Genomic DNA, 22,121 nt, shown 5'->3' with positions numbered 1-22,121 from the left:
CGGGGCTGTCGGGTTCCACTGACTGTCTCCGGTTGTCGGGTCGGGCAGGGCTTCAGCCGATCTTGCTCTGACTCTCGATGGCATCGCTGAGCGCTTGCAGTCGGTCGATGATCAGATCTTCTTGATCGCTGAGTGAGCTGGAAAGACGCGCCACCTGATCGCGCTGACCGCCGTGCACGGCTTCGAGCAGTTGCTTCGCGGTGGCGTGAATCTGCGCATGGGGCGCTTCGAGCGCGCGGAAGGCGGAGAGGCCGCCAAAAGTCGCCACGCCCTGGCCGTCATACCACTTGCCCAGGCGGCAGTTGTGGTGGTCGGTGACTTCCGTGGGCAGCTGGGCCTGTTTGTCTTTCGAGGCTTCGGCCAGAATGTGATTGACAAAGTCTTTGTGATCTTCCTGCGCCGACTGCAGCATCATGCGCGTGGCGCTGGTCTGCATATTGCTGACCTGATTGTTCATGCGCACCACGACCGACTGCACCAGATCGAGCTCCTTGCCCGAATTGGCGCTGGTGGTGGCGATGTCGTGGGCCTGCTGGCCGATGGCGGTGGTGTTTTCCTCCACCTCGGCGGTGGCGACCTGTACCCGGCGCGCCAGATTGCGCACTTCGTCGGCGACCACGGCAAAGCCGCGGCCATGTTCGCCGGCTCTGGCGGCCTCGATGGCGGCGTTGAGCGCGAGCAGATTGGTCTGGTAAGAGATTTCGCGGATATTGCGCACGATGGCGCTGATGGCGTTGACCTGTTCTTGCAGGTGCGCGACTGCGGCGCCGTTGCCGCTGATGGCGCGGCCCACATTGCCAATGGCGGTATCCACCGAGGTCATGGACTGGCCGATGTCGCCAGCCGCGCTGTTGAGGGTGCTGACCACCTCTTTGAGCCGGTCGCTCACGGCGCTGATGTCTTTGAGGTGCGACACATCGCGCCAACTGGCGTGAAACGCGATGACCTGGCCTTGCGGATCGCGCACCGCAACGAAAATGAGCGCGAAGATCACCTTGCCCACGGCCATCTCCTGCACATGCTTGTCTAGGCTGCCGTCGGCCAGACGCCGCAGGATGGCGCGGATGCGTTCCGGGTCTTTGTGGAACTGGTGAATGGAATGGTGCAGAGCGTTGCGCACGTCGGCGCCGCGCAGGGCTCCGTTGAGAGTGGTGTGAAACCGCTCCATGGTTTCGCGCGCGGTGCGGTTCATGTACAACACGGGGTTTTCCATGGCGGCGTCGGCCTCGGCCAGCATTTCCAGGCTGTCGAGCGGTTCCAGAGCTTGTTGCAGATAGTGGAGGGCGGTGGCGTCCATGATGGTGACGAGAGAGATTAGGGTGAGATGGGGGGTGGGCTTACTCGATGGCCGAGCCGACCTTGAGCGCGTCGAACCAGTCAATGAAGCGCTTGACGTTCTCGCCGGTATAAATGGCGCCGTGCTGCGGGGCGAGAAAGTCGATCTCCATTTTCGAGACACGCTCGCACCAATTGCGCTTGGCGGCCATCGACGGCATCCAGCGTTTATGGAAATACTCGGCGGACTTGATGTGCTCGTCGAACGCGGCGGGTGATTCGATGTTGCGGCGATCGACGAAGGGCGCATGACCGGCGGGCAGCAGCGCCGCGCCCACATCGCCACAGAACAGCACTTTGGCGAAGGCGTCATAGACGTGGAAGTTCGCCGAGGAATGCAGGTAATGCGCAGGGACGAACTGCAGCCGGGCGGAGCCCAGAGTCATTTCGCCGCCTTCATCGGGAATGTCGCGCAGATCGGCGTCGAGCGCGCCATAGTGACGGATAAAGCCGCTCCACAGCTTGGGCACATGCCAGGCGATGGTCGGGCTGCAAGCGTTCCACAGTGGCAGGCTGGAGGCGATGTCGGGGTCTTGATGGCTGACGAAGGCGGCTTTGAGCGAGCCGGGCGGGGCCACTTCGACCAGGGCGCTGAACACCTGCGGAAAGATCTCGAATCCGCCCGGATCGAGGATGAGGGTTTGGTCGTCCACGCTGAGGGCGTAGACGTTGGAGTCGATGACGCGGCGCTCGTCCTGGTCGTAGATGATGTTCCAGTGGTGGTTGCCCTGGCTGAAAAATTGCAGCGATTTCATTCGATGATCCTTTCAATTTGTTCGCGATAGGTGCGCAGCAATTCCTGCACGCCGCTCACAGACCGATCCATTTCCAGCGAGACCTGCGCCAGCGGCGCGCTGACCGTACCTTTCAGCGCCGCTTCGATGCGGCCATTGACCACCACATAGTCGAGCTCGGCTATGACGGACTGAAAGCGGTCGAGCGCCGAGTTGAGCGCCAGGCCGGCGCGGCGGCTGCCCGCGGCGTGGCGATCCTGCATGTCGGCGTGCTGGCGCATGCGCTCGGCCAGTGAGGGGCAATGCGCGGTGGCGGCGTTGTGAATGTTGCGCAGGCTCTCCATCTGCTGCGCATCGCGCAGGGTTTCCATGAAGTGCAGCATCAACGGGTTGATGAGCTTTTGCACCTGCTCGGCGGCAGCCTGCATGGCCTGCGCGCCTTCGCGGAAAGCCTGCGCCACCACGCCGTAGCCGGCGAGTTCCTTGCCGTGGCGCTTGACCAGCACCTGCGCGTTGAGCGCTTTGCGGTCGATTTCGCGCAGGCGTTTTTTCAGAGCGCCCTGAAAGGCGTAGGTGGCGTCGGCCACGGCGATGAAGTCGCGGCGCAGGGTTTCAAGGGAGCGGTCGTCCATGCCGGTTCCGCTCGGCCGTTCCGAAGGAACCGGCGCCCCCTCGGGGGGAGACGAGCGCAGTGAGTCAAGGGGTAGTTTCATATCAGCTCTTGCGTTGCACCCGGGCCAGCGCGGCGCCGTCGAGAATGAGCACCACCTCGCCGTTGCCCGAGATGGTCGCGCCTTGGTAGAGGGTGTCGTTGGTGGAGATGTCCAGCGGTTTGACCACCGAGTCTTCGGTGCCCATGGCCTCGGAAACCACCAGCAGCCCCTGCTCGATGAGAATGCCTTCGCTTTTTTCTTTGAGCAGCTCGATCGGGCGGTCTTGCAGCAGTTGGCCGAGATCGATGTAGGGCACCACGCGGTTGCCATCGACCTGCACCATCAGCCGCCCGGAGATGGAGTGCACCTGCTCGGGGTCGATGGCGAGCAGGTTTTCGATGGCCGCCACCGGCAGGGCGTAGGTTTCGCGCCGCAGGCGGAAATACAGCACCGGCAGCACGGCCATGGTGAGCGGCAACTCCAGCGTGAGGGTGCTGCCCTTGCCCAGCGTGGTGTCGATGTCGATGCGGCCGCGCAGCGAGGCGACGGTGGAGCGCACCACATCCATGCCGACGCCGCGGCCGGAGAGTTCGCTGACCTGCTCTTTGGTGGAGAAGCCGGGCAGAAAGATGAGTTCGAGCATCTCGCGCTCGGAAAGGCGCGCGGCTTCCTGCGCGGTGATGACGCCTTTGGAAATGGCGTGCTGCATGATTTTTTGTGCGTTCATGCCGCGACCATCGTCGCCCACCTGAATCTGCACCTTGTCGCCCAGATGGCGGGCGAGCACGCGCAGCACGGCCTCCTCGGGCTTGCCGGCCTGACGGCGTACCTCAGGCTCTTCGATGCCGTGGTCGAGCGCGTTGCGCACCAGGTGAATGAGCGGGCCGGAGAGCGCATCGACCACGGTCTTGTCGATTTCCACGTCTTCGCCTTCGATGTCCAGCCGCACTTTTTTACCCAGGCTGCGCGAGGCGTCGCGCACCACCCGGGGCAGGCTTTGGAACAGGCGCTTGCACGGCTGCATGCGCAGGCGCATGACGGTGTTCTGCAGGTCGTTGACGGCGAGATCGGTTTCGCGCGCCAGCCGGGACAGGGCTTCGTCTTCCTGCGCCATGCGGGCCACGGCGGCGCTGAGTCGGTTGCGCAGCAGCACGAGTTCGCCGACCTGGTTCATCGCCTGGTCGAGCCGGGTGGAATCGACGCGGATGGAGGTTTCTTCGGCGGCGCTGCCGTTGGCTGGGCGTGCCGCTGGTGCGGCGGGCTCGGCTTTTTGCGCGGATTTTTGCGCAACTTCGGGCGCTGGCGCGCTAGCCTGACCTGGGGCGTGGCCAGCGCCGTGAATCTGGTCGAGCACGCGCTCGAACTCGTCCTGGGTGATCTCGTCGGCGGTACGGCTGGCCGGTGCCGCAACGGCGCCAGCAGGTGCCGCGCCCGGCGCCTGGCCTGTGCCGTAGAGGTCGTCGAGCACGCGCTCGAATTCGTCTTGGGTGATGGAGTCGCCGTTTTCGGAGGCGGGGGAAGTGAGCTCGGCGTCGGCGGTGCGGCGTTCGGCAAACAGCCCGGTGCTGCCGCTGTCGCGTTCGGTCTGCGTGACCCAGAGGCCTTCGCGCACGACCTCGGCGGGGGGAGGCGACTTGGCCGCTTTATTGGTTGCATCCTTGGCCACTTCAGGCAGCGCGGGCGTTTCGCCGCGGGCGAAAGCCTGGATGTCTGCGCCCAACGCGGCCGGGCCAGGCGGCGGATTTTCGCCGCGCGCCATGTCGTCGAGCATGGCGGTGATGACGTCGGTGGCGCGCAGGATGGCGTCGACCATCGGCGCGGTCGCGCGCAGTTTGCCGCTGCGCATTTTGTCGAACAGATCTTCGAGATGGTGGCACCAGTCCACCATGTTCTGCGCTTCGAGAAAACCGGCGCCGCCCTTGAGGGTGTGGAAGGCGCGGAAGATGGCGCTGAGCGCGTCGCTGTCGTCGGGCTGGGATTCCAGCCGCAGCAACTGGTCTTGGGCCTGGCTCAGCAGCTCGCGCGATTCGGCGAGAAATTCCAGCAGGATGTCGTTGTCCATGATGGTGGGGCGGAAGGTTTCAGATGCCGAGGTCGCGCAGCAGGGCGTCCACGTCATCCTGGGCAAAGGAGGGTCCGGCGTAGGTGGGAACTCCGTTGAGCGGCGCGGCGCTGTCGGCCGCCGGGGTCGGCGCCTCGGGAGTGGCCGCGGGTTGAAGGTGCGGGCCGAGTTGCTCGACGGCGGCACGGATGCGCTGCTCCACCGCCTGCAGCAGATGGATGGTTTTTTTCAACCGCTGCCCGGCGAGATCCTGCCCCTGCTGGCTGGCGAGAATGATGTGGAACTGTTGTTCCAGGCGGTCGAGGCGCTCGTCGATGAAACCGCCATGCGTGGCGCGGATGGCGGCGATTTCGGTGAAGCCGTTTTCCACCGCTTCGAGTGTGGACATGGCCTGGGTTTCGGTCAGCCGCAGCGCTTCTTCGAGCGGATGGCTGGCCTCGGGCAGATCGCTGGAGGCGGCCATGATGCGGCGCACGCCTTCGTGCAGCAGGGCGTCGGCCTCGGTGAGCTTGTGCAGCGCGGTGGAGGCGGCCGCGGGCTGCGGCGTCTGCGTGGTGGCGGCGTGGTCGAGACTCATTGGGCCGCTCCCGCCGCCGCATTGAGGCGCGCCATGATGGCGTCGAGCTTTTCTTTGAGCGTCTGTGCGGTGAAGGGCTTGACGATGTAGCCGTTCACCCCCGCCTGCGCGGCGGCGATGATGTTTTCTTTCTTGGCTTCGGCCGTGACCATGAGCACCGGCAGGCTGCGGATGGCGGGGTTGTCGCTGGCGCGGATGTGTTTGAGCAGGTCGATGCCCTGCATCACCGGCATATTCCAGTCGGTGACGACGAACTCGATACCGCCGGCCTGCAGCCGACGCCAGGCCTCTTCGCCGTTTTCCGCCTCGTCGATATTGCCGGTCACATAGCCGGTCTGCATCAGCAGGCCGCGCACGATGCGGCGCATGGTGGGAAAGTCGTCAACAACCAGGAATTTCAAGGTGGGCCTCGTAATGGTTTTGTCTTGCGTTTGAAGTAACGGCACGCGGGGCGGGAACTTGAATCGCTTTGGCGGCGCGGCATTGGAAATCGAGGCGGACTTGTTTCAGGTCAACAGGATCAAATGTTTCGCTTGCCTGCCCTTGGCTTCGATCAATAGCATGGCGCCCCATGTATGAAAAGTTGAATATCTCAGCCGAGCCGCCAGCGCCCGCCGAGCAGCAGGCGGCCTTGCGTGCGCTGCTCGCGGCAGTGCAGCCCGATCTCAATGGGGTGGTCGAGGCTTTCATCCGGCAGTTCTACGACGAGCTGCTCAAGCAGACCCGGTTTTCGCGCGTGCTCAAGTTGTTGTCGGTGGCCGAGTTTTCGCGCCTGCGCAGCAACCAGGAGCGCCATCTGCGCAGTCTGTTTGTCGGCAGCAGCGAAGCTTCGGTGCGGGTGGCGCGGCATGTGGGGCGAGTGCACGCGCTCATCGGGCTCGATGCGTCGTGGCTGGTCGAGGCTTACGGGCTATACACCCGCTTGCTGATCGGGCACTTTGCGGCGTGGGTCGATCCGTCGGAGCGGGCGGCTTTGCTGCGCTACTTCATCACCCGACTGCAGGATGAGTTGCAGTGGCAGATCGAGGGGCACGAAGACATCGTCCGGCAGTTCGACGCGGCGCTGGTTCGCATCGACGCGGCCATTCTCACGGCGCACACCCTCAGCGATCTGTTGCGCGCCGTGCTCGGCGCGCTGGAAAACATCGAGGGTGTGCTGGCGGGCACGATTGGGCGGCCTGATGCGGCAGGCGTGGTGCAGTTCGAACACGCCTTCGGCAGCCGCTTCAAGTCGCTCTACCTCGACCGCATCGACTCGGGCGAAGCCGCGTTCACCACGGTGCGCGGCGATGCGGCGGAAGGCTTGGGCGTCTCGGGCCGCGCCTGGCGCAGCCGCGAGGTGCAATACACCGCGTCGTATGCCTGCGATCCGGCGATCCTGCCCTGGAAGGATGTGGCGGACGAGCTGGGCGTGCGCAGCGCCGTGTCCATTCCCATTCTCGACGCCTCAGGCCAGCCCATTGCGCTGATGGATCTTTACAGCAGCTATCCCGGTTTTTTCACCAGTTCGACGCGCCGGGTGTTCGTCGAGCATCTGCAAAAGGTGCTGGGCTTGGCGTTTGCCCGTTATGCGCATAGTCCTTCGAGCGTGGTGCCTTACGCGCGGCGGCAGTTCTATGTCGATCTGCTCGATCATTCGGGCCTGCAGATGCGGTATCAGCCCGTGGTCAACCTCAAGACGGGTCGGCCCGAGAAATTCGAGGCGCTCGCGCGGCTGCAGCGGCGCGATGGCGGCGAGCTGATCGCGCCGGGTGAGTTTCTGCCCGTGCTGGGCGCGCACGATATGTGGCGCTTGTTCAGTCTGGGCCTGGAGCAGGCCTTGCATGCCCTTCAGCGCTGGGCGCAGCAGGGTATCGACCTCGATGTGTCGGTGAACATGCCGCCCGTGGCGCTGAGCGATCCGCGTTATGTGGAGCGGGTGGAGCAACTGCTGCGCAGCCATGCGCTCGATCCGCGCCGCCTCACGCTGGAATTGCTGGAAAGCAGCGATCTCGACATTTCGGAGCGGCGCGACGCGCTCTTGGCGCGGTTTCGTGCCACCGGCGTGCGTCTGGCCGAAGACGATCTCGGCTCAGGCTACAGCTCGCTGCTGCGGCTCGACAGTTTTCCGTTCGACGAGGTGAAGATCGACCAGGGCCTGCTGGGCGGGCTGGGCAAGGCGCCGCGCCGGGCGCTCGATTTCATCCAGCATCTCACCCGGCTGGCGCACGATCTGGGCAGCACCGTCGTGGTCGAAGGGCTGGAGTCGGCCGGGCTGGTGGAGGCGGCCATCATTCTGCAGGCCGACGCCGGGCAGGGCTACGGGCTGGCTCGCCCCATGCCCGCCGACGCGGTGGTGGACTGGGTGCACGGATTTCATTTGACGATCAACCGCGATCATCCTCGCACGGCCCTGGGCATCTACGCGGCTCATCTGTTGTGGGAGCAGCGGCTGGCCTATATGACGCCCTGGCCCGACGCGCTGCCGCTCGCGGCGCGCGCCGCCACCGCGTTGCATCATTACATCGAGGTGGAGGGGCTGGAGGGCGGGCCGCTGCACCTGGCTTACCAGCGCCTCATCAGCGCCCTGAGCGAGGGGCTGGAGACGTCGGCATTCGCCCGTGCGCAGCAAGACATGCGTCGGCAGCTCGACCTGCTGGTGCGCGCCGAACTGGGGCGATGAAGGGGCGGTAAGGGGGGCATTCGGCGGGAATTGCCAAAAAAGTCACACTTGCCCTAAAGTCCGGCAAAAGCGTGACGTTGAGCACTCCAACAGGAGAGAATGCCACCATGATTCCCATCCAGAATTCCCCCCTTTCCAGCGCCTCGACCGCTGCCAGCGGCTCGGCTGCGGCTTCGCGGCGCGCGGGCTCGGTTGTCGGCTCGGTTGCCAATCCGGCGGTTAATCCGGCGGGCGCGGCGGCCACCGAACAGGTCTCCATCTCGGGGGCCGGGCAAATGCTCAACCTTGCCAGCACGCAGGGCGCAACGCCTCCGGCCAGCGACGCGCGCATCAGCGAACTGCAAAACGCCATTCGCAGCGGTCAATACGTGGTCAATCCGCAGCGCATTGCCAGTGGTCTATTGCAGGACAGCCAGGCCCTGATCGGCGCGACCAAGCCTGCTTCCAACTGATCTGAACCCGCCATGTCGCAGTCGGTCGATTCTTTGCTTCGCCTGCAACTCGACAAGTTGCAGGCTTTCGACCGCTTGCTGATTGAAGAGCACGCCTGCCTGCTGCGCGCCGCCACAGATCAACTGCCCGCGCTGACCGAGCGTAAAAACAGCCTGCTGGCCGAGATCGACGCGCTGGAGCGCGAACGCATCGTGCAGTTTGGCGCGCTGACCGAAGCGGGCGCTACATCCGCTCCCCCCTTGTGGAGCGCGGTTCAAACCCTGGCGCGGAGCATCGCCGAGGCCAATCAGCGCAACGGCGCCATGATCTCGGCGCTGGTGCGCAGTACCGAAGGGGCCTTGCAAATTTTGCGCGGCAACGCTGAAGGCGTCGATCTTTACGGCGCTCACGGCCAGGGCCAACCCGGCAGCGGCCCGGTTCGCCTGCAAGTCAGCGCCTGACAACCGACCCGCCGGGCTCGATGCATGCTCATTCTGACGCGCCGCCCCGGTGAAGCCATCCGCATCGGGGACAACATCCGCCTGGTCGTGCTGCAGTCCGCGCCCGGCAAGGTGCGCCTCGGCATTGAGGGCCCGCTTGACTTGCGCATTCTGCGCGAAGAACTCTATGCCCAGATCAGTCAAGGCAACCAGGCTGCGGTGGCGCCGCAAGGGCTGTCACTGGCGCATTGGGTTTCTGGGTCGGTTGACGCCCCGGTTGACCTGCCCCCTCATGGAGAGTCGAGTTGAGCCTAGCCCAGCCAGAATCCGTTACGACGAGTGCGCTTGCGCAAGTTGGCACAGCGCCGAGCAACGCCATGGAAGTGGCCACGCGCTTTGGCTTGCTTCCCGTTGGGCAACACCAAATCTGGACGGTGTCTTCGCCGCTGCCGGGATTCGAGACCCTGCAGCGCTTTGTGCTCATCGGCGTGCAAACCGAGCTGCCCTTCTTGTGGCTGCAGTCGATCGACGATGCGGGGGTGAGCTTTTTGCTCGCGCCGGCAGCGCATTTTGGTTTGCGCTATGCGCGGATCGACGCGCAATCCCTGCCCATGGTGATGGTGCTTCTGCCCACGCAGAGTGGGCAGCCGCTGCGCGCGCACGGGCAGGCGCCCTTGGTGTTTGACGCGCAGTTGGGGCAGTTCGAACAGCACATCGTCGAGGCTTCCGAGGTGGAGGGCGATGGTGTTTTCGCGCCCCTGGCCGAAGTGCTCGCGCCGCCAGGGCTGATGTCGAGATTACTGGCGCTGAATCCGCAGTAGCCAGGCCGCAGTAACCAAGTAGCAGCAAGGCCGACACCGAGCTGCCGCCCGGTTCAGCGCCGAGCGTCTCTCAGCAGTTCGCGGTCGCGCCGCTGCACGTACTGTTGCAGGCGCTGCTCGAAGGCCGGGGCCATGTTCAGAAACTGAATGCCGAGCGGGCGCATGGGCTGCCGGGTTTTGGTGTCTCGCAAAGCCCCGACAAAACGCACCTCTGCCTCGACCGCCAGCTCCACATCTTCCAGACTGAAGCGCACCATGGGGATGTATTCGCCCGTGGTCAAGGCGTAGTCGAGTGCCGAGGGCACCAGCAGACGCATGCCGTTGACGCTCAGGTCGTGGCATTGGCCGTAGAGCGGTTTGGCGCCGCGGCGCTGAAGGTCCACCGTACTCAGATCGCCCGGTGCGACGGTCACGCGGAAAAAATTGCGTCGCTGCAGGTAATAGATGAGATCGGGGTAGGCGATGCGCAGCGCGCCATAACCCTCGTAATCGATGCGATTGATCAGCTTGGACTGAAAGCCGACGAACACGCCTTCATACCGCCCGATGGTGAAAAACGGCGCGCCATTTTCCAGTCGGCGGTTGCCGCCGTCGGGGGTGAGTTCATCGATGATCAACCAGTGCTTGGGACGGTTGACCACCAGCAGGGCCGAGCTGAATTCCTCGGCCCGATCATGCGGCAGCACGGCCAGTGGCTCGTGGCGCTCGATGATTTTGTGCAGCACATGATCGGCTTTCTGCTCGGAGTTGACCTGATATTCCTCGCGGAACAGCTTGGCGGTGACCTCTTTCATGGAGAGCCTTGTCAGATGCCCAGCTCTTCCACCCAGGCGAGCGCGGCCAGATGAACGGAACTGACGCGCCAGCTCTGAATGCCCAGCGCCATGGCGAGGAAGTCGATGTTGTCGAAATCGCGTTGCTCCACGGCGCGGGTGAGCTGCAGGTAGCTGCCGAAAATGCCGGTGTTGTCTTTCAAGGCCATGACGATGGGCTCGGACAGAGTGATTTCGGACAGGGCCTTTTCCATCGGCACGCCGAGCATGACGTCGAGCATCGAGAAGATGCCCACCACGAAAGCGTTGTCGGCATCTTCGTCGGAGAGCGTGCCCTTGGCCAACAGCTCCATCATGCGGCCGCGGGTGATGGCGGTGCGCGCCACGGCCGGAGAGGCGGCATTGCCGGGCACGGTGGCGAGCAGCAGCGCGAGCCAGCGGAACAGCTTTTTGTAACCCAGAATGGCGGCGGCATGGCGGAACGAGGTGACTTCCGACATCAGGCCGAAACCGGAGGAGTTGATGTAGCGCAGCAGCTTGAAGGACAGCGCCGGATCGCGCTTGAGCACCTGCTCGATCTCGTTCAGTTCGGCTTGCCGCATGACCAGATTCATCAGTTGCAGCACATTGGCGTGCGCCGGGTTGATGACCTTGGCGCTGATGGTCTGCGGCCGGGCGAAGTAATAGCCCTGAAAGAAGTGAAAACCGGCGTCGAAATAGGTCTTGAACTGCTCGGGCGTTTCCACGCGTTCGGCCACCAGACGCACACTGCGTTGGCTTTCGGCCTTGCGCTGCAGGGCCACGGCCACGTTGGCCGAAAGGCTCTGAACATCCGCCTTGATGTAGCTGAGAAGCGGCAGCCAGGCGGCATACAGCGAGGCGGCGGCGAAGGGGCCGGCCGCAAGATGAAACCCGCGTTCGCGCAGCGGCTTGAGCTGGGCGGCGACCTCGGCGATGCCGGTGGGGTCGTCGCCATAGATGCGCGGCACTTCGAGCACGATGCGATCCGGGAAAACGATGTCGAGATGTTCGGCCTTGAGGTCTTCGACCACGCAGTTGATGAAGGCGAGTTTTTCGCCGAACAGCCTCTCGGCGCCGATGTTGGACAGGGCGTTGAACAGCAGCACGCTATCGCTCTCGGCACTGTGCTCGGTGGGCGCGTGTTCGGCCGTGCCGCTTTCGCGCGCGAACAACTCGTAGCCGACGATCTGCTGTTTGCGGTCGACGATGGGCTGGCGCGCGATGTGTGCTTGCATGACCGCGCCCGGTGCTTCGGGCGCGTCGGTGTCTGGCGAGGTGAAGGGGCTGTTCATGGGAACGGAAAATGGAGTCACGATCGTTGCGTTGATGCTAGCAGCGGCCCAAAGGCGTTGACCTAGCGCTGGCCCGCCGTGTTGCGTAAAAACAGCCTCGCTTCGTTGTCCGACGTGACTTCAGCGCAGCCAGGCTTTCAGCCAGGTGTCGAGATGGTCTTCCATCATCCAGTCGGCCAGCACCTTGGCGCGTAGCGCGTCGCCCTGGGCGCGCAGCGCGGCGCGGTCGGAGACGGCTTCGCGCAGCGCGCGCGTCCAGTCGCGGTAGCGGTTGGCCACGCGGGTGACCGGAAAATCGCCCTGATACGGCGTGAGATCGGAGCAGATGACCGGGTAGCCAAGGATGCCGTATTCCAGCAGGCGCAGATGGCTCTTGGCTTCGTTGAAGGCGTTGTCTTCCAGCGGGGCGACGGCCAGGTCGAGATCGAGCGCGGCCAGCTTGGCGGCGTATTGATCGAGCGGCACGCCGGGGTGAAACTCCTTGACCAGCGGTTTGAGCGCTTCAGGGCACAGGCCGAAAAACACCCAATCGACTTCACTGGCCGTATCGCGCACCAGATCGGCAATCAGTTCGAGATCGCCGGTATGGCCCACGCCCCCGGCCCAACCCACGCGGGGCTTGCTGCGCTCGGCACGCACCGGTTGCAAATGGCCCCAGCGCGCGGCTTCGAGGTAATTGGGCTGCACCACGACTTCGTCGGTGAAATGGGCATAAGCCTTGGCCAGCGGTTCGGTAGCCACCACCAGCCGGTTGCACAGCCCGGCGGCCTTGCGAAAGCGCTTGGCGATGTCTTTGTGGATGGTGCTTTTGTGCACGCTTTTGTGCGGCAGATTGGTGATGAGGTCGTCGATCTCGAACACGCGAAACGCCTTGGAGGTACGGGCGTGGCGCTCCAGCGCCTCGATCTGCGGCCACTCCATCTGGCGCTGCACCACCAGACTGTCGGGCTGCATGCGTTCCATTTCGGCGGGCTCGAACAGGCGCATGGTCTCCCAGCCCTGGGTGAGCCCGGCGCGGTTGAGCGCGCGCATGGGCGCAATGATGCGGTACTCGCCGCAGCCTTCGCGGTCGGCCGAATGCACCAGCACCCGCGGACGGGGCCGCCAATCTGGGTCCCAGCTCAGGCAGGGCTGATCGTCGAGCAGAAAGTCGGTGCTCGCAAGGCTAAGGTGGCGGTTGTAGGCGGGGTCGAAGGCGAGCTGCGGTAGCCACTTGGCATACATGGCGTCTTTTTCGGCAGCGAAGCGTTTGAGCTTGGCGTTGTCAAGCTGGGTCTCGGTGCCGCTCTTCTGGCTGGCCGAGCCTTCGTGCATCAGCAGCGCGTAGGGCGTGAACACGATGCGCAGGCCCGCCTCGCGCACTTTCAAACACAGATCGATGTCGTTGTAAGACACCTTGAAAGCCTGTTCGTCCAGCCCGCCCACCTGCTCGTAAACGCTTTTGCGCACCAGCAGGCAGGCGCCGGTCACGGCCGAGAGATTTTGCGTGAGCTGGGCACGGCCGAAGTAGCCGCGGTCTTCGGGCGGGCGGCCGATGAAGGGATGCTCCGCCGGGCCGCGCAGACCGAGAATGACCCCGGCATGCTGAATCTTGCCATCGGGGTAGAGCAGCTTGGCGCCGACGATGCCCACATCGGGCCGAACGGCGTGGCCCATCATTTCGTCGAGCCAGTCGTCGTGCAGCGCAGCGGTGTCGTTGTTGAGCAGCAGCAGATAGTCGCCGCGCGCGGCGCGGGCAGCGGCGTTGTTCATCGCCGAGAAGTTGAACGGGCCGGGCTGGCGCACCACGCGCAGGCGGCCGCCGAGTTCGGCCTCCTTGGCTTCGATGGCGGCCAGATAGTTGCGCGCATCGATCGTCTGGCTGTCGTTGTCGATGATGAGAATTTCGTAAGCCGGGTACTTGGTTTTTTCGATCACCGACTCCACGCAGCGCTGCAGCAGCGGCAACTGGTCGCGCGTGGGAATGAGGATGGACACCAGCGGCCGCGCTTCGGGCAGCGGCCAGCGCACGCGGAACGAGGGCGGAAATGGCCCCGGCTGCACCTGCGCCGCAATGCCCAGACGCTCGAAATGGCGCTGCAGCGCCGAGTGCCCGGCTTGCAGAATTTCGGGCACCGACTTTTGCGTATGCCCCGAACCCTGAAGGCGGTGATAGAGCACCTCGGGCACATGGCCGACGGCGGCTTCTCGTGCCCCGGTGCGCTGCAGATGCTCCCACGCCCGCAGCATCAGGTCGTAGTCTTCCGCGCCTTCAGCCTGCGGGTCGAAGCCGCCGAGCGCCTCGAACAGATCGCGCCGAATCAACAGCAGCCCGCCGACATAGGGCAGGCTGCGCAGATAGTCGAGATTGAAGTCAGGCTTGCAATGCGGGTTGGTGTGCTGACCATCGGCGGTGATCTGATCTTCGTCGGTGTAGACGATCTGCCACTGCGGATGCTCGCGCACGGCATGCGCGATGCGGAACAGCGCATCCGGCGCAAGCTGGTCGCCCGCGTCGATCAGGCCGAGCCAGTCGGCGTCGTTGTTCGTCAGAGCGTGGTTGGCCGCTGCCAGCAGATCTTGCGCAGGAGAAGACGGCAGCAGGGATGACGGCAGTTCGGCCAGGTTATGAACTGCGAACCACTGGCCTGCGATGCTTAGCAGTGTGTGCTGCGCGGGGTGGACGGGGTGCGGCAGCAACGCCAGCGTGATGCGCGGGGCGGTTGCCCCGCTTCGGCTCCAGTCGTGCACGGTCTGGAGCGCCCAGTCCCGTTCCTGCGGAAGCCAGCGCCCTTCGGGCAGCCAGGGAACGATCGGCTTCGGCGGGGACGCCAGGAAGTTTCCGGCAGTGTCTGCGATCTGGAACCCGGCTTTTTCGGCGCTGAGGGCAAACAGGCGTTCGACCACGTGGGCCAGGGTGCCGTCGGTCTGACCGGTTTCGTCCTCGAAATCCGCGTCTTTCAGATCGAGTGCCAGCAGCGGGTCGAGCGCCTGGGGTCGGCACCAGAACATCGATCCGGCGAAATAGCCGTGCCGTGCCGGGTCTGGGGTGATGCCCATACGCTGCGCCTGCGCGGACAGTCGGGGAAAGTTGGCATCGCCACGCAGACCCAGCCAGAAGCCGTGGGGGCCGATGAGTCCAAGCTTGGGTTGCTGCGCAAATGCGGCAATCGTCTGCTCGGAAGCGTCGAGCAGTGCGGCCAGGAGTTCGCGCCGCCAGCGGTCGCCGTCCTTGTGCTGCAAAAACGGGATGTGGATGTTTTCGACTTCCTTGAGGTGCGGGGATTTTTTGCCGTGGAGAAACAACAGTTGGTCGTAGTTGTGCGCCCGCGCCAGGCGCAGCAAGGCAAGGCGAGGGGCGATGTCACGGCCCTTGTTGGGATGGCGCATCACCATGGCGTCAGGCAGATCGCGCACGATATCGGTCAGTAGTTCCTCGCGGCCTTCGCTCAAGGAGACATACACATCGCAGGGCGTGGGCAGTGTTTTCAGGTGAGCAAGGAATTCCGGCCACAGATCGGGGTAGTACAGGTGCAGCAGCACTGCAGTCCCGTTTCCGTGCGGTCGACCCGCGTGCAGCACGGGAGATGGAACTTGAACGGGTTGCGCAGCGGAAGCCGCGCGGGTGGGAATGAATATCCGGTTCTGCGCCGGGTTCGGCCGCGCGCGATAGAACACTTGCAGACTGGTGAGTTGCTGATATTCGTCTGCGGTGACGTTTTTGACCACAAGGTTTTCAGTTTCGAGATTGGCCGGGAAGACAGTAGGCCGCGTCGTCTGGAAAAAACGGCTGTCCGGGCCGTATGCCATCGCCTCGACCGTGTAGCCGGTTTGCTCCAGCATGCGCTGGCCTTCGTCGCGGGTGAAAAAGCGCAGATGGGTGATGTCGAGAATGCCGGACTGTTCATACGTCCAGCGGCCCTCGGCGAGTTCGTTGATCAGCCACAGATTGCGCGCGTTCGGCAGGCTCACGAGCACCTGCGCATCGCCGCTCAGCCAGGGACGCAGGGTGTCGAGCGCGCGCCAGGGATTGGGCATGTGTTCGAGCACATCGGCCAGCACCAGGGTGTCGATGCTGGCGCTTTTCAGACCGTGCGCGGCCAAGTCGATGTCCTGCAGTAAACCGGGTATCACGCGGTGGTAATGCGCTTGCGCGAGTTGAGCGACCTGCACATTTCCCTCAATGCCCCACAACTCGACGGCGGGAAATTTCAGCTTCAGCCCGGCGCCCATGGCGCCGGAAGCGCAGCCCACATCCAGCACGCGGCGCGGCGGCTGGCGCAGCAGGCTGAGAAGATCGGCCCGCGGGTTGCTGTGATAGGCGCCGACCTCTGCAGTGTCCGCCGAGTCGAGTGACTCCCAAAGAGGAGGGGAAGATGAGGTCATGGTGTCAGAGGTATTGGAACAAGCTCAACCCCTGTACCTGCGTAAACGCCTTTTGCGCGGCCTGCAGGGCGGTGAGGCTGGACTGGTATTCGGTGATGACCTGCGGGTAGTTGATGCTGGTGAGTTGGGTCTGCTGGGTTTGCAGTTGCAGGGTGAGGCTGGAGTTTTGCGTCTGCACGGCCTGCACTTGCTGCAGGCGGCTGCCGATGCTAGCTTGGGCGCTGAGCAGGTTGGTCTGGTTCTGGTCGAGGCTGGCCAGGGCGTTGCTGATGGATTGCGCGCGCAAGGCGTTCGCACCGGAGGCTTGCGCCGAAGCCGAGAAGGCCTGCGCCAGCGACTGAAAAGTCTGGAACAGGCTTTGCGGCGCGGCGGCGCCGATGGTGAAACTGTCGCCCGACGACGGGGTGCCGACGATGGGCACGGTGATGGCCGGATTGCTGCCGGGGGGCAGGCTGATGCTCATGCCCGCGGTGAAGCTGCCGCTGGCGACCGGGCTGGCGGAGAACGCGCCGCCCGTGCCGCTCGCCACGGAGTAGGTCATCGACCCACCGCTGCCGCTGAAACTGATCTGGTACTGCGTGCCGTCGACCTGCAGGGTTTGCTGGGCCAGGGCGGTGTTGTTGACGGTGCCGGGCCCGGCGGTGGCGCCGCCGGTGTTGCTGCTGGCGGCGTTCACGCTGAAGGTGCCGTTGCCCGCGCGTGCATTCATGAACAGCGCGTTGCCGGGGTCGCCGATGGCGGTGTTCAGATTGGGGCCGAGCGCGAGCTGGTTCTGCCCGCCATCGCCCTGGTATTGCACGCTGCCATCCGCCTGAATGACGAAGGGCTGGGCGCCGCTCTTGCTGCCGGCGAAAAGATAGTTGCCCTGGCCGTCTTGGGTGTTGGCGTATTGCGCGAGTTGCTGCACATAGCCTTGCATGGTGGCGGCAGCGTTTTGCAGGTCTTGCGAGCTGACGGTGCCGTTGTTCATCTGCACCGCGAGTTGCCGCGCCTGGCTGACCAGGGTGGTGACGCTTTGCACCGTGGCGCTTTCGAGTTGCAGCGAGTTTTGCGCGTTCTGGCCGTTTTGCGTGTAGCCGGCCAGGCGGTTGATCTGCCCGGTGAGGGCGACGTTCTGCGCCGCGGCGACCGGCTGGTCTGAGGGGTTGACCAGGGTGCTGCCGGTGGAGAGTTGCTGGCTCAGGGTGCCCAGCGTGTTCTGCTGATTGAGGATGCCGGTGAGACTGGCGGCGTAGAACTGTGAGGTGCTGATGCGCATGGCGATGCCCTTCCTTTTTACTGCACGGCCTGCAATAGCGAGGTGAACAGGCTGTTGCCCACCTGAATGGCCTTGGCCGCGGCCTGATACGCCTGCTGATACTGAATGAGGTTGGTCGCTTCTTCGTCGAGATTCACACCCGAGACCGACTGCTGCGCGGCAGACGCCTGGGCGGCGACGGCGCTGGCCGCGCTCAGTGCGCTCTGCGCCTGGTTGCCCTGCGTGGCGACCTGGCTGACGAGCTGCGAATAAGCGCCTTCGAGCGAGGTGCTGCCGCCTTCGAGCGTTTTGGCGGTTTGCAGCGCGGCCATGGCCTGCGCATTGCCGCCATTGCCACCGCTGGCCGGGCTTAGGGTGAAGGCGTCGCCCGAGACGGCGGTGCTGCCGGCGAGGGTGACGTTCCAGTAGCCGCCCGGCGGGTTGTTGGCGTAAGGGATGGACAGCACCTGCCCGCTGCCGCCCAGGCTCAGGCTGCCGCTGGCCAGCACGGTGGCCGAGCCGGATTGCGTGACCTGAAAGCCCACGGCGCCGCTGGTGCCGCCACTGGTGAGCGTGACCTGCAGGGTGGTCGGCACGCTCGCGCCCGAAATGACCAAAGCGCCGGCGCCGCTAGTGGCGCTGTATTGCCCGGCCGACAGGGTGAGGTTGCCCAGATTGGTGTTGACCAGGCTGCCCGACTGCATCTGCCCCGCGCTGGAAACATAGGGCGAGGCTGCGGCGATTTGCGTGGGGTTGGTGAGGACGGACTGAAAGTTGAGCGCCCCGTAGCGCGTGGGCTGCACCTCAAAGCTGTTGCCCGCCTGCGCCCCGCTGACGTTGACCTGCACGCCGTCGAAGTTCAGCACGGTGGCGCTGCCCGAGGTGCCCACCGTCGCTCCGCTGACGGGCTGGCCCGTGGAAAGATTGGTGACCGACCAGTTGCTGCCGTCGTAGTTCAGCCGGTAGTCGGCGGTGGTGAGGGCATTGGCATCGACCACGCTGCCGCTGATGACGGCATTGCCGGTATTGGCCGAGCTGGCGAGCACCTGCACCGGCCCGGCCTGAAACAGGGCCGCGCCGAACTGGCCGTTGAGATCGATCCCCTGCGCCTGCTGGCTGTTCATGGCCGAAGCCAGACCGTCGGCGATGCGGCCGAGCGCATTCTGCGCGGGCTGCAGCACCTGGCTGCGGAACTGCAGCAGCCCACCCAACGTGCCGCCTTGCAGGCCCTGCGACAGCACCGCGCCATTGGAGGCGTAGGCCACTTCGAGCTGCGACGGGTCGTAGGCACTGGGCGTGGTTTTCAGGTCGAACGATTGCGCACCGGCCACCAGCACCTGGCCGTTACCGGTGAACACGTTGACCTGATTGCCGTCTTGCGGCAGCACGGTTACGCCCACCTGGCCCGATAACTGGGTGATGAGCTGATCGCGCTGGTCGAGCAGCGAGTTGGGCGTGCTGCCGGCGCCCGAGAGGGTATTGATCTGAACGTTGAGCTGGGCGATCTGCTGCGTGAGGCTGTTGATGGCGGTCACGCTCTGGCCGAGTTGCTGGTTGACGCCACTCGCCGCGCTTTGCAGTTGCTGGGCCGAAGTCTGAATGGTCTGGGCCAGCGACTGCGACTGGCTGATGAGGCTTTGCCGCGACGGGAGATCGGCCGGATTGGCCGCGACCTGCGCCACGCCGCTGGCGAAAAACTGGTTGATCGAGGTGCTCAGACCCGAGTCGGTGCCAGCGATCAGATTGGCGATGGGCTGGATCTGGGTGTTGAGGGTGTTTGCGCCGCTGGCGGTGGCCGCCGTGCTCCACACCTGCGACTGCAGATAGCTGTTGTAGCTGCGGGTGACGGCGTCGATCTGCGTGCCGTTGCCCAGATATTGCCCGCCGTACAGGCTGGGCGTGAGGGTGCTTTGCACCGCCGTTTCGCGGCTGTAGCCGGGCGTGTTGACGTTGGCGATATTGTTGCCCGTGACCTGCAGCGCAGACTGCGCCGCCTGCAAGCCGGTGAGGGCATTGTTGAGAAGCCCGCTGATGCCTGACATCTCATCCCCTCCCTAAAGATTGGCCTTGCGTCTGGCCATACCCTTTGGCCACGCCGCTTGCCGGCCCGTAAGTGGGTTCGGCGGTTTGCCGCTGCGATTGGGTGATGGCCTGCTGCAGCGCGGCGCTCCAGACAGTGAGGGTGTGCTGCAGCGCCAGGGTTTCGTCGCGCAAGGCGGTGACTTCGGCGGTGATCTCGGGGCTGTGGTCGAGCATGGGGTCGCCCGAGCGGCGGCGCTGCGCAAAGCCTTCGAGCGCCTGAAGCAGCGGTTGCCAGATGGGGGTCACGGGCGCGGCGCCTTCGCTGCCGGTATTCACCAGCGCCTGACGCTGCTGGCGCAGCACTTCGGTGAGCGCAGCGACGAGCTGGCGTTCGTCTTGAGGGGGCTGGAGCTGGGACATGGCGGCGGATGCGGGCGCAGGGAGTAAGGGCGCAGGGAGTATGAGAGATAACGTCACTGCGCTGCAGAACTTGAATCCGGCCCTGAATCTACCCCAAGTTGCTGCAGCGCCAGCTGCATGCGCGGGCTGCGGGCGATGGCCACCAGCTTGGCGGCATAGTCGGGATCGGTGGCGTAGCCGCTGCGCTGCAGCGCGCTGGCGAATGCCGAGATATCGTTGCCCTGACCACGGGCCGACTGGTAACGCGGACGGGAGAGCAGGGCGGCGTAATTGTCCACACTGTCGGCCACGTTCTGGTAAGCGCGGAAGGCGGCAGTGCCCACCGACGCTACGCCATTCTGAAATTCGCGGGTGAGTGTCTGCACGGTGCCGCCGGCCCAGCCGCTGCCCGCCTTGACGCCAAACACATTGTTGCCCGGTGCGTGCTGCCCCCAGCCGGTTTCGAGCGCGGCCTGCGCCAGAATGGCCACAGGCGCGACGCCCAGCTGTTTGGCCGCGGTCTGTACGCTGGGCAGAATGCTGGCGATGAAGGACTTGGCCTGTTCGAGCGGCGAGGTGGCGCTTTTGGCAGGCGAGCTGGGCGCGGTGGGCGAGGTGCCGGGCGTCGGGTTGAGCGGCTGCACCGGCAGGGCGTTCTGACGGTAGGTGGCGAGCGACTGCACGGGTAAGGCCGCTGCCGCGCTGGCCAGCGGAAGCGCAGTGGCCTGTGTGTTCACCGCATTTGCGGCGATCGATCCGCCGTCAGCGGGTGCGGCGGGCGTGACCGAAGGCTGCTTAGACGAGGCGGGGTCGAGTCCGGGGTTGAGTCCATACCGGGTGGACAGTTCGCGAGCGATATAGGTGGCCAGCCCCATGCCTTGCCCTTGGCTGAGGGTGGTGGCGAGTTGCTGGGTGAACATCGACTTGAACATCGGCCCCGCGGTGTCGCCCAGCAAGTCCGGCCCCAGACTGGTGGCGTTCATGGCGCTGAGCATTTGCTGCATCAGCAGCGCCTCGAATTGCTGCGCTACGGCCTTGATCGCCTGCGGGCTGCGCGGGTCGGCATTGGCGGCAGCCTTGAGCTGGTTCAGCCCCTGAAACGACAGACTGTTGGACGCCGCCGCGCCGCTGGGCGGCAGCGGGGACAGGGGCGGGCTGGGCGGCGTGGTCATGGCGGATGGGCTCTCGACTCGCTCAAATCACTTCGAGCTGGGCATGCAGCGCACCCGCCGCCTTCATGGCCTGCAGAATGGCGATGAGGTCGTTGGGCGCCGCGCCTACGGCGTTGAGTGCGCGCACCACCGCTTCGAGCGTGACGCCGGGCTTGAACATAAGCAGATTGGCCTTATCCGTCTTGGCTTTCACATCGGTTTTGGGTACCACCGCCGTTTGCCCCGCGCCGAGCGGGTTGGGTTGGCTGACTTCGTACTGCGTGTTGATGGTGACCGACAGATTGCCGTGCGCCACCGCGCAGGCGCCCAGGGTGACGTTCTGCCCCAGCACCACGGTGCCGCTGCGGGCGTCGATCACCACTTTGGCCGGTGGCGATTCGGGTGAGACATCCAGCGCTTCGACCTGGCCGAGAAAGGCGGTGCGGTCGCCCGCGGTCAGCGGCGCATTCACCTGAATGACCCCGGCGTTGAGCGCCGTGGCCGTGCCCGCGCCGAAACGCTGGTTGATGGAATCGGCCACGCGGCTGGCGGTGCCGAAGCTGGGGGAGTTGAGCGCAAGGGTGATCGGGCCCGCCTTGTCGAAATTGTTCGCCACGGCGCGTTCGACCGTGGCGCCGTTGGCGATCATGCCCGCGGTGAGAAAGTTGACCTGGGTGCTGTTGCCCCCCGAAGCGGCGCCGAAGCCGCTAACGACCACACTGCCCTGGGCCACGGCGTAGGTCTGGCCGTCAGCGCCTTTGAGCGGGGTCATCAGCAGGGTGCCACCGGCCAGGCTGGAGGCATTGCCCACCGCCGAGACGGTCACGTTGATCTGCTGGCCAGGCTGCGAAAACGGTGGCAGGTTGGCAGTGATCATCACCGCGGCCACGTCTTTCGGTTGCAGGTTGGAAGCTACGCCGGGCGGCAGGTTGATGCCCAGGCGCTGAAACATGGAGAGCAGCGATTGCGTGGTGTAGGGCACCTGCGTGGCCTGGTCGCCGGTGCCGCCGAGGCCGACCACCAGGCCGTAGCCGACGAGCTGGTTCACCCGCACCCCCTGCACGCTGGTGAGATCGCGAATGGCGGCGGCGTGAGCGGGCAACGCCGCGGCGCAGAGCAGGCAGAGCGCCGCCAGCCAGGCGAGC

19 protein-coding genes and 1 pseudogene are annotated in these 22,121 nt (G+C 65.0%); 5 read left to right on the top strand and 15 right to left on the bottom strand.

Annotated features, from left to right (window positions below):
* Nucleotides 1-52: 52 nt before the first annotated feature.
* The 7 genes and pseudogenes from ABT24_RS15655 to ABT24_RS09495 form a co-directional block, all read right to left on the bottom strand.
* Complete coding sequence (locus ABT24_RS15655; RefSeq protein WP_423837700.1) at nt 53-412, bottom strand: CZB domain-containing protein; 360 nt, start codon at nt 410-412, stop codon at nt 53-55.
* 66 nt (nt 413-478) lie between these two features.
* Nucleotides 479-823: pseudogene (locus ABT24_RS15650) on the bottom strand (methyl-accepting chemotaxis protein); the annotation flags it as partial.
* A gap of 514 nt (nt 824-1,337) precedes the next feature.
* On the bottom strand, nt 1,338-2,090 hold the full coding sequence (locus tag ABT24_RS09515) for an oxygen-binding di-iron domain-containing protein (RefSeq protein WP_276731799.1): 753 nt from the start codon (nt 2,088-2,090) through the stop codon (nt 1,338-1,340).
* Complete coding sequence (locus ABT24_RS09510; protein WP_276731795.1) at nt 2,087-2,701, bottom strand: chemotaxis protein; 615 nt, start codon at nt 2,699-2,701, stop codon at nt 2,087-2,089. The genes ABT24_RS09515 and ABT24_RS09510 overlap by 4 nt, the downstream gene beginning before the upstream one ends.
* 82 nt (nt 2,702-2,783) lie before the next feature.
* Nucleotides 2,784-4,784 (bottom strand): chemotaxis protein CheA, encoded by a 2,001-nt coding sequence (locus tag ABT24_RS09505; protein WP_276731792.1) that lies wholly within the window; start codon nt 4,782-4,784, stop codon nt 2,784-2,786.
* A 19-nt stretch (nt 4,785-4,803) separates the two neighbouring features.
* A complete protein-coding gene (locus ABT24_RS09500; RefSeq protein WP_276731789.1) occupies nt 4,804-5,361 on the bottom strand; it encodes a protein phosphatase CheZ in 558 nt (185 codons plus the stop codon).
* Nucleotides 5,358-5,777 (bottom strand): chemotaxis response regulator CheY, encoded by a 420-nt coding sequence (locus ABT24_RS09495; RefSeq protein WP_041608586.1) that lies wholly within the window; start codon nt 5,775-5,777, stop codon nt 5,358-5,360. The genes ABT24_RS09500 and ABT24_RS09495 overlap by 4 nt, the downstream gene beginning before the upstream one ends.
* A 155-nt stretch (nt 5,778-5,932) precedes the next feature.
* Here ABT24_RS09495 and ABT24_RS09490 point away from each other — a divergent pair, with 155 nt between their 5' ends.
* The 5 genes from ABT24_RS09490 (at nt 5,933) to fliW (ending at nt 9,716) form a co-directional block, all read left to right on the top strand.
* Nucleotides 5,933-8,023, top strand: a complete 2,091-nt coding sequence (locus ABT24_RS09490; RefSeq protein ID WP_276731785.1) for an EAL domain-containing protein — start codon at nt 5,933-5,935, stop codon at nt 8,021-8,023.
* A 107-nt stretch (nt 8,024-8,130) separates the two neighbouring features.
* A complete protein-coding gene (gene flgM / locus ABT24_RS09485; RefSeq protein WP_276731782.1) occupies nt 8,131-8,475 on the top strand; it encodes a flagellar biosynthesis anti-sigma factor FlgM in 345 nt (114 codons plus the stop codon).
* Between the two features lie 12 nt (nt 8,476-8,487).
* The gene (locus ABT24_RS09480) at nt 8,488-8,916 is read left to right on the top strand and encodes a flagella synthesis protein FlgN (RefSeq protein ID WP_276731780.1); all 429 of its coding nucleotides are present in this window, start codon (nt 8,488-8,490) and stop codon (nt 8,914-8,916) included.
* A gap of 24 nt (nt 8,917-8,940) precedes the next feature.
* Nucleotides 8,941-9,204 carry a carbon storage regulator gene (locus ABT24_RS09475; protein ID WP_156052837.1) on the top strand — a complete coding sequence of 88 codons (264 nt, stop codon included), beginning with the start codon at nt 8,941-8,943 and terminating at the stop codon, nt 9,202-9,204.
* A 68-nt stretch (nt 9,205-9,272) separates the two neighbouring features.
* On the top strand, nt 9,273-9,716 hold the full coding sequence (gene fliW / locus ABT24_RS09470; RefSeq protein ID WP_276731775.1) for a flagellar assembly protein FliW: 444 nt from the start codon (nt 9,273-9,275) through the stop codon (nt 9,714-9,716).
* A gap of 53 nt (nt 9,717-9,769) precedes the next feature.
* Here the strand turns inward: fliW and ABT24_RS09465 are convergent, their stop codons facing one another.
* The 8 genes from ABT24_RS09465 to ABT24_RS09430 all read right to left on the bottom strand — a co-directional run.
* Complete coding sequence (locus tag ABT24_RS09465; protein ID WP_276731771.1) at nt 9,770-10,510, bottom strand: flagellar brake protein; 741 nt, start codon at nt 10,508-10,510, stop codon at nt 9,770-9,772.
* A gap of 11 nt (nt 10,511-10,521) precedes the next feature.
* Nucleotides 10,522-11,802, bottom strand: a complete 1,281-nt coding sequence (locus tag ABT24_RS09460) for an EAL and HDOD domain-containing protein (protein ID WP_276731767.1) — start codon at nt 11,800-11,802, stop codon at nt 10,522-10,524.
* Between the two features lie 120 nt (nt 11,803-11,922).
* Nucleotides 11,923-16,167, bottom strand: a complete 4,245-nt coding sequence (locus tag ABT24_RS09455; RefSeq protein ID WP_276731764.1) for a rhamnan synthesis F family protein — start codon at nt 16,165-16,167, stop codon at nt 11,923-11,925.
* A gap of 4 nt (nt 16,168-16,171) precedes the next feature.
* Entirely contained in the window at nt 16,172-17,425 is a 1,254-nt protein-coding gene (gene flgL, locus ABT24_RS09450; protein ID WP_276731761.1) for a flagellar hook-associated protein FlgL, read from the bottom strand.
* 17 nt (nt 17,426-17,442) lie between these two features.
* A complete protein-coding gene (gene flgK, locus ABT24_RS09445; RefSeq protein ID WP_276731758.1) occupies nt 17,443-19,446 on the bottom strand; it encodes a flagellar hook-associated protein FlgK in 2,004 nt (667 codons plus the stop codon).
* Nucleotide 19,447: 1 nt separating this feature from the next.
* Nucleotides 19,448-19,846, bottom strand: coding sequence for a hypothetical protein (locus ABT24_RS09440; RefSeq protein ID WP_276731755.1), 399 nt, complete (start codon nt 19,844-19,846; stop codon nt 19,448-19,450).
* Nucleotides 19,847-19,899: 53 nt separating this feature from the next.
* Nucleotides 19,900-20,997, bottom strand: a complete 1,098-nt coding sequence (gene flgJ / locus ABT24_RS09435) for a flagellar assembly peptidoglycan hydrolase FlgJ (protein ID WP_276731752.1) — start codon at nt 20,995-20,997, stop codon at nt 19,900-19,902.
* A 22-nt stretch (nt 20,998-21,019) separates the two neighbouring features.
* A partial coding sequence (locus ABT24_RS09430) for a flagellar basal body P-ring protein FlgI (protein ID WP_286737730.1) occupies nt 21,020-22,121 on the bottom strand: 1,102 nt, incomplete at its 5' end.

It is taken from the genome of Thiomonas sp. SCN 64-16 (assembly GCF_001725585.1).
GTDB lineage: Bacteria > Pseudomonadota > Gammaproteobacteria > Burkholderiales > Burkholderiaceae_C > Thiomonas > Thiomonas arsenitoxydans.
Note: the sequence above shows the minus strand (reverse complement) of the source record. Positions and strands in the feature narration are given on the sequence as shown.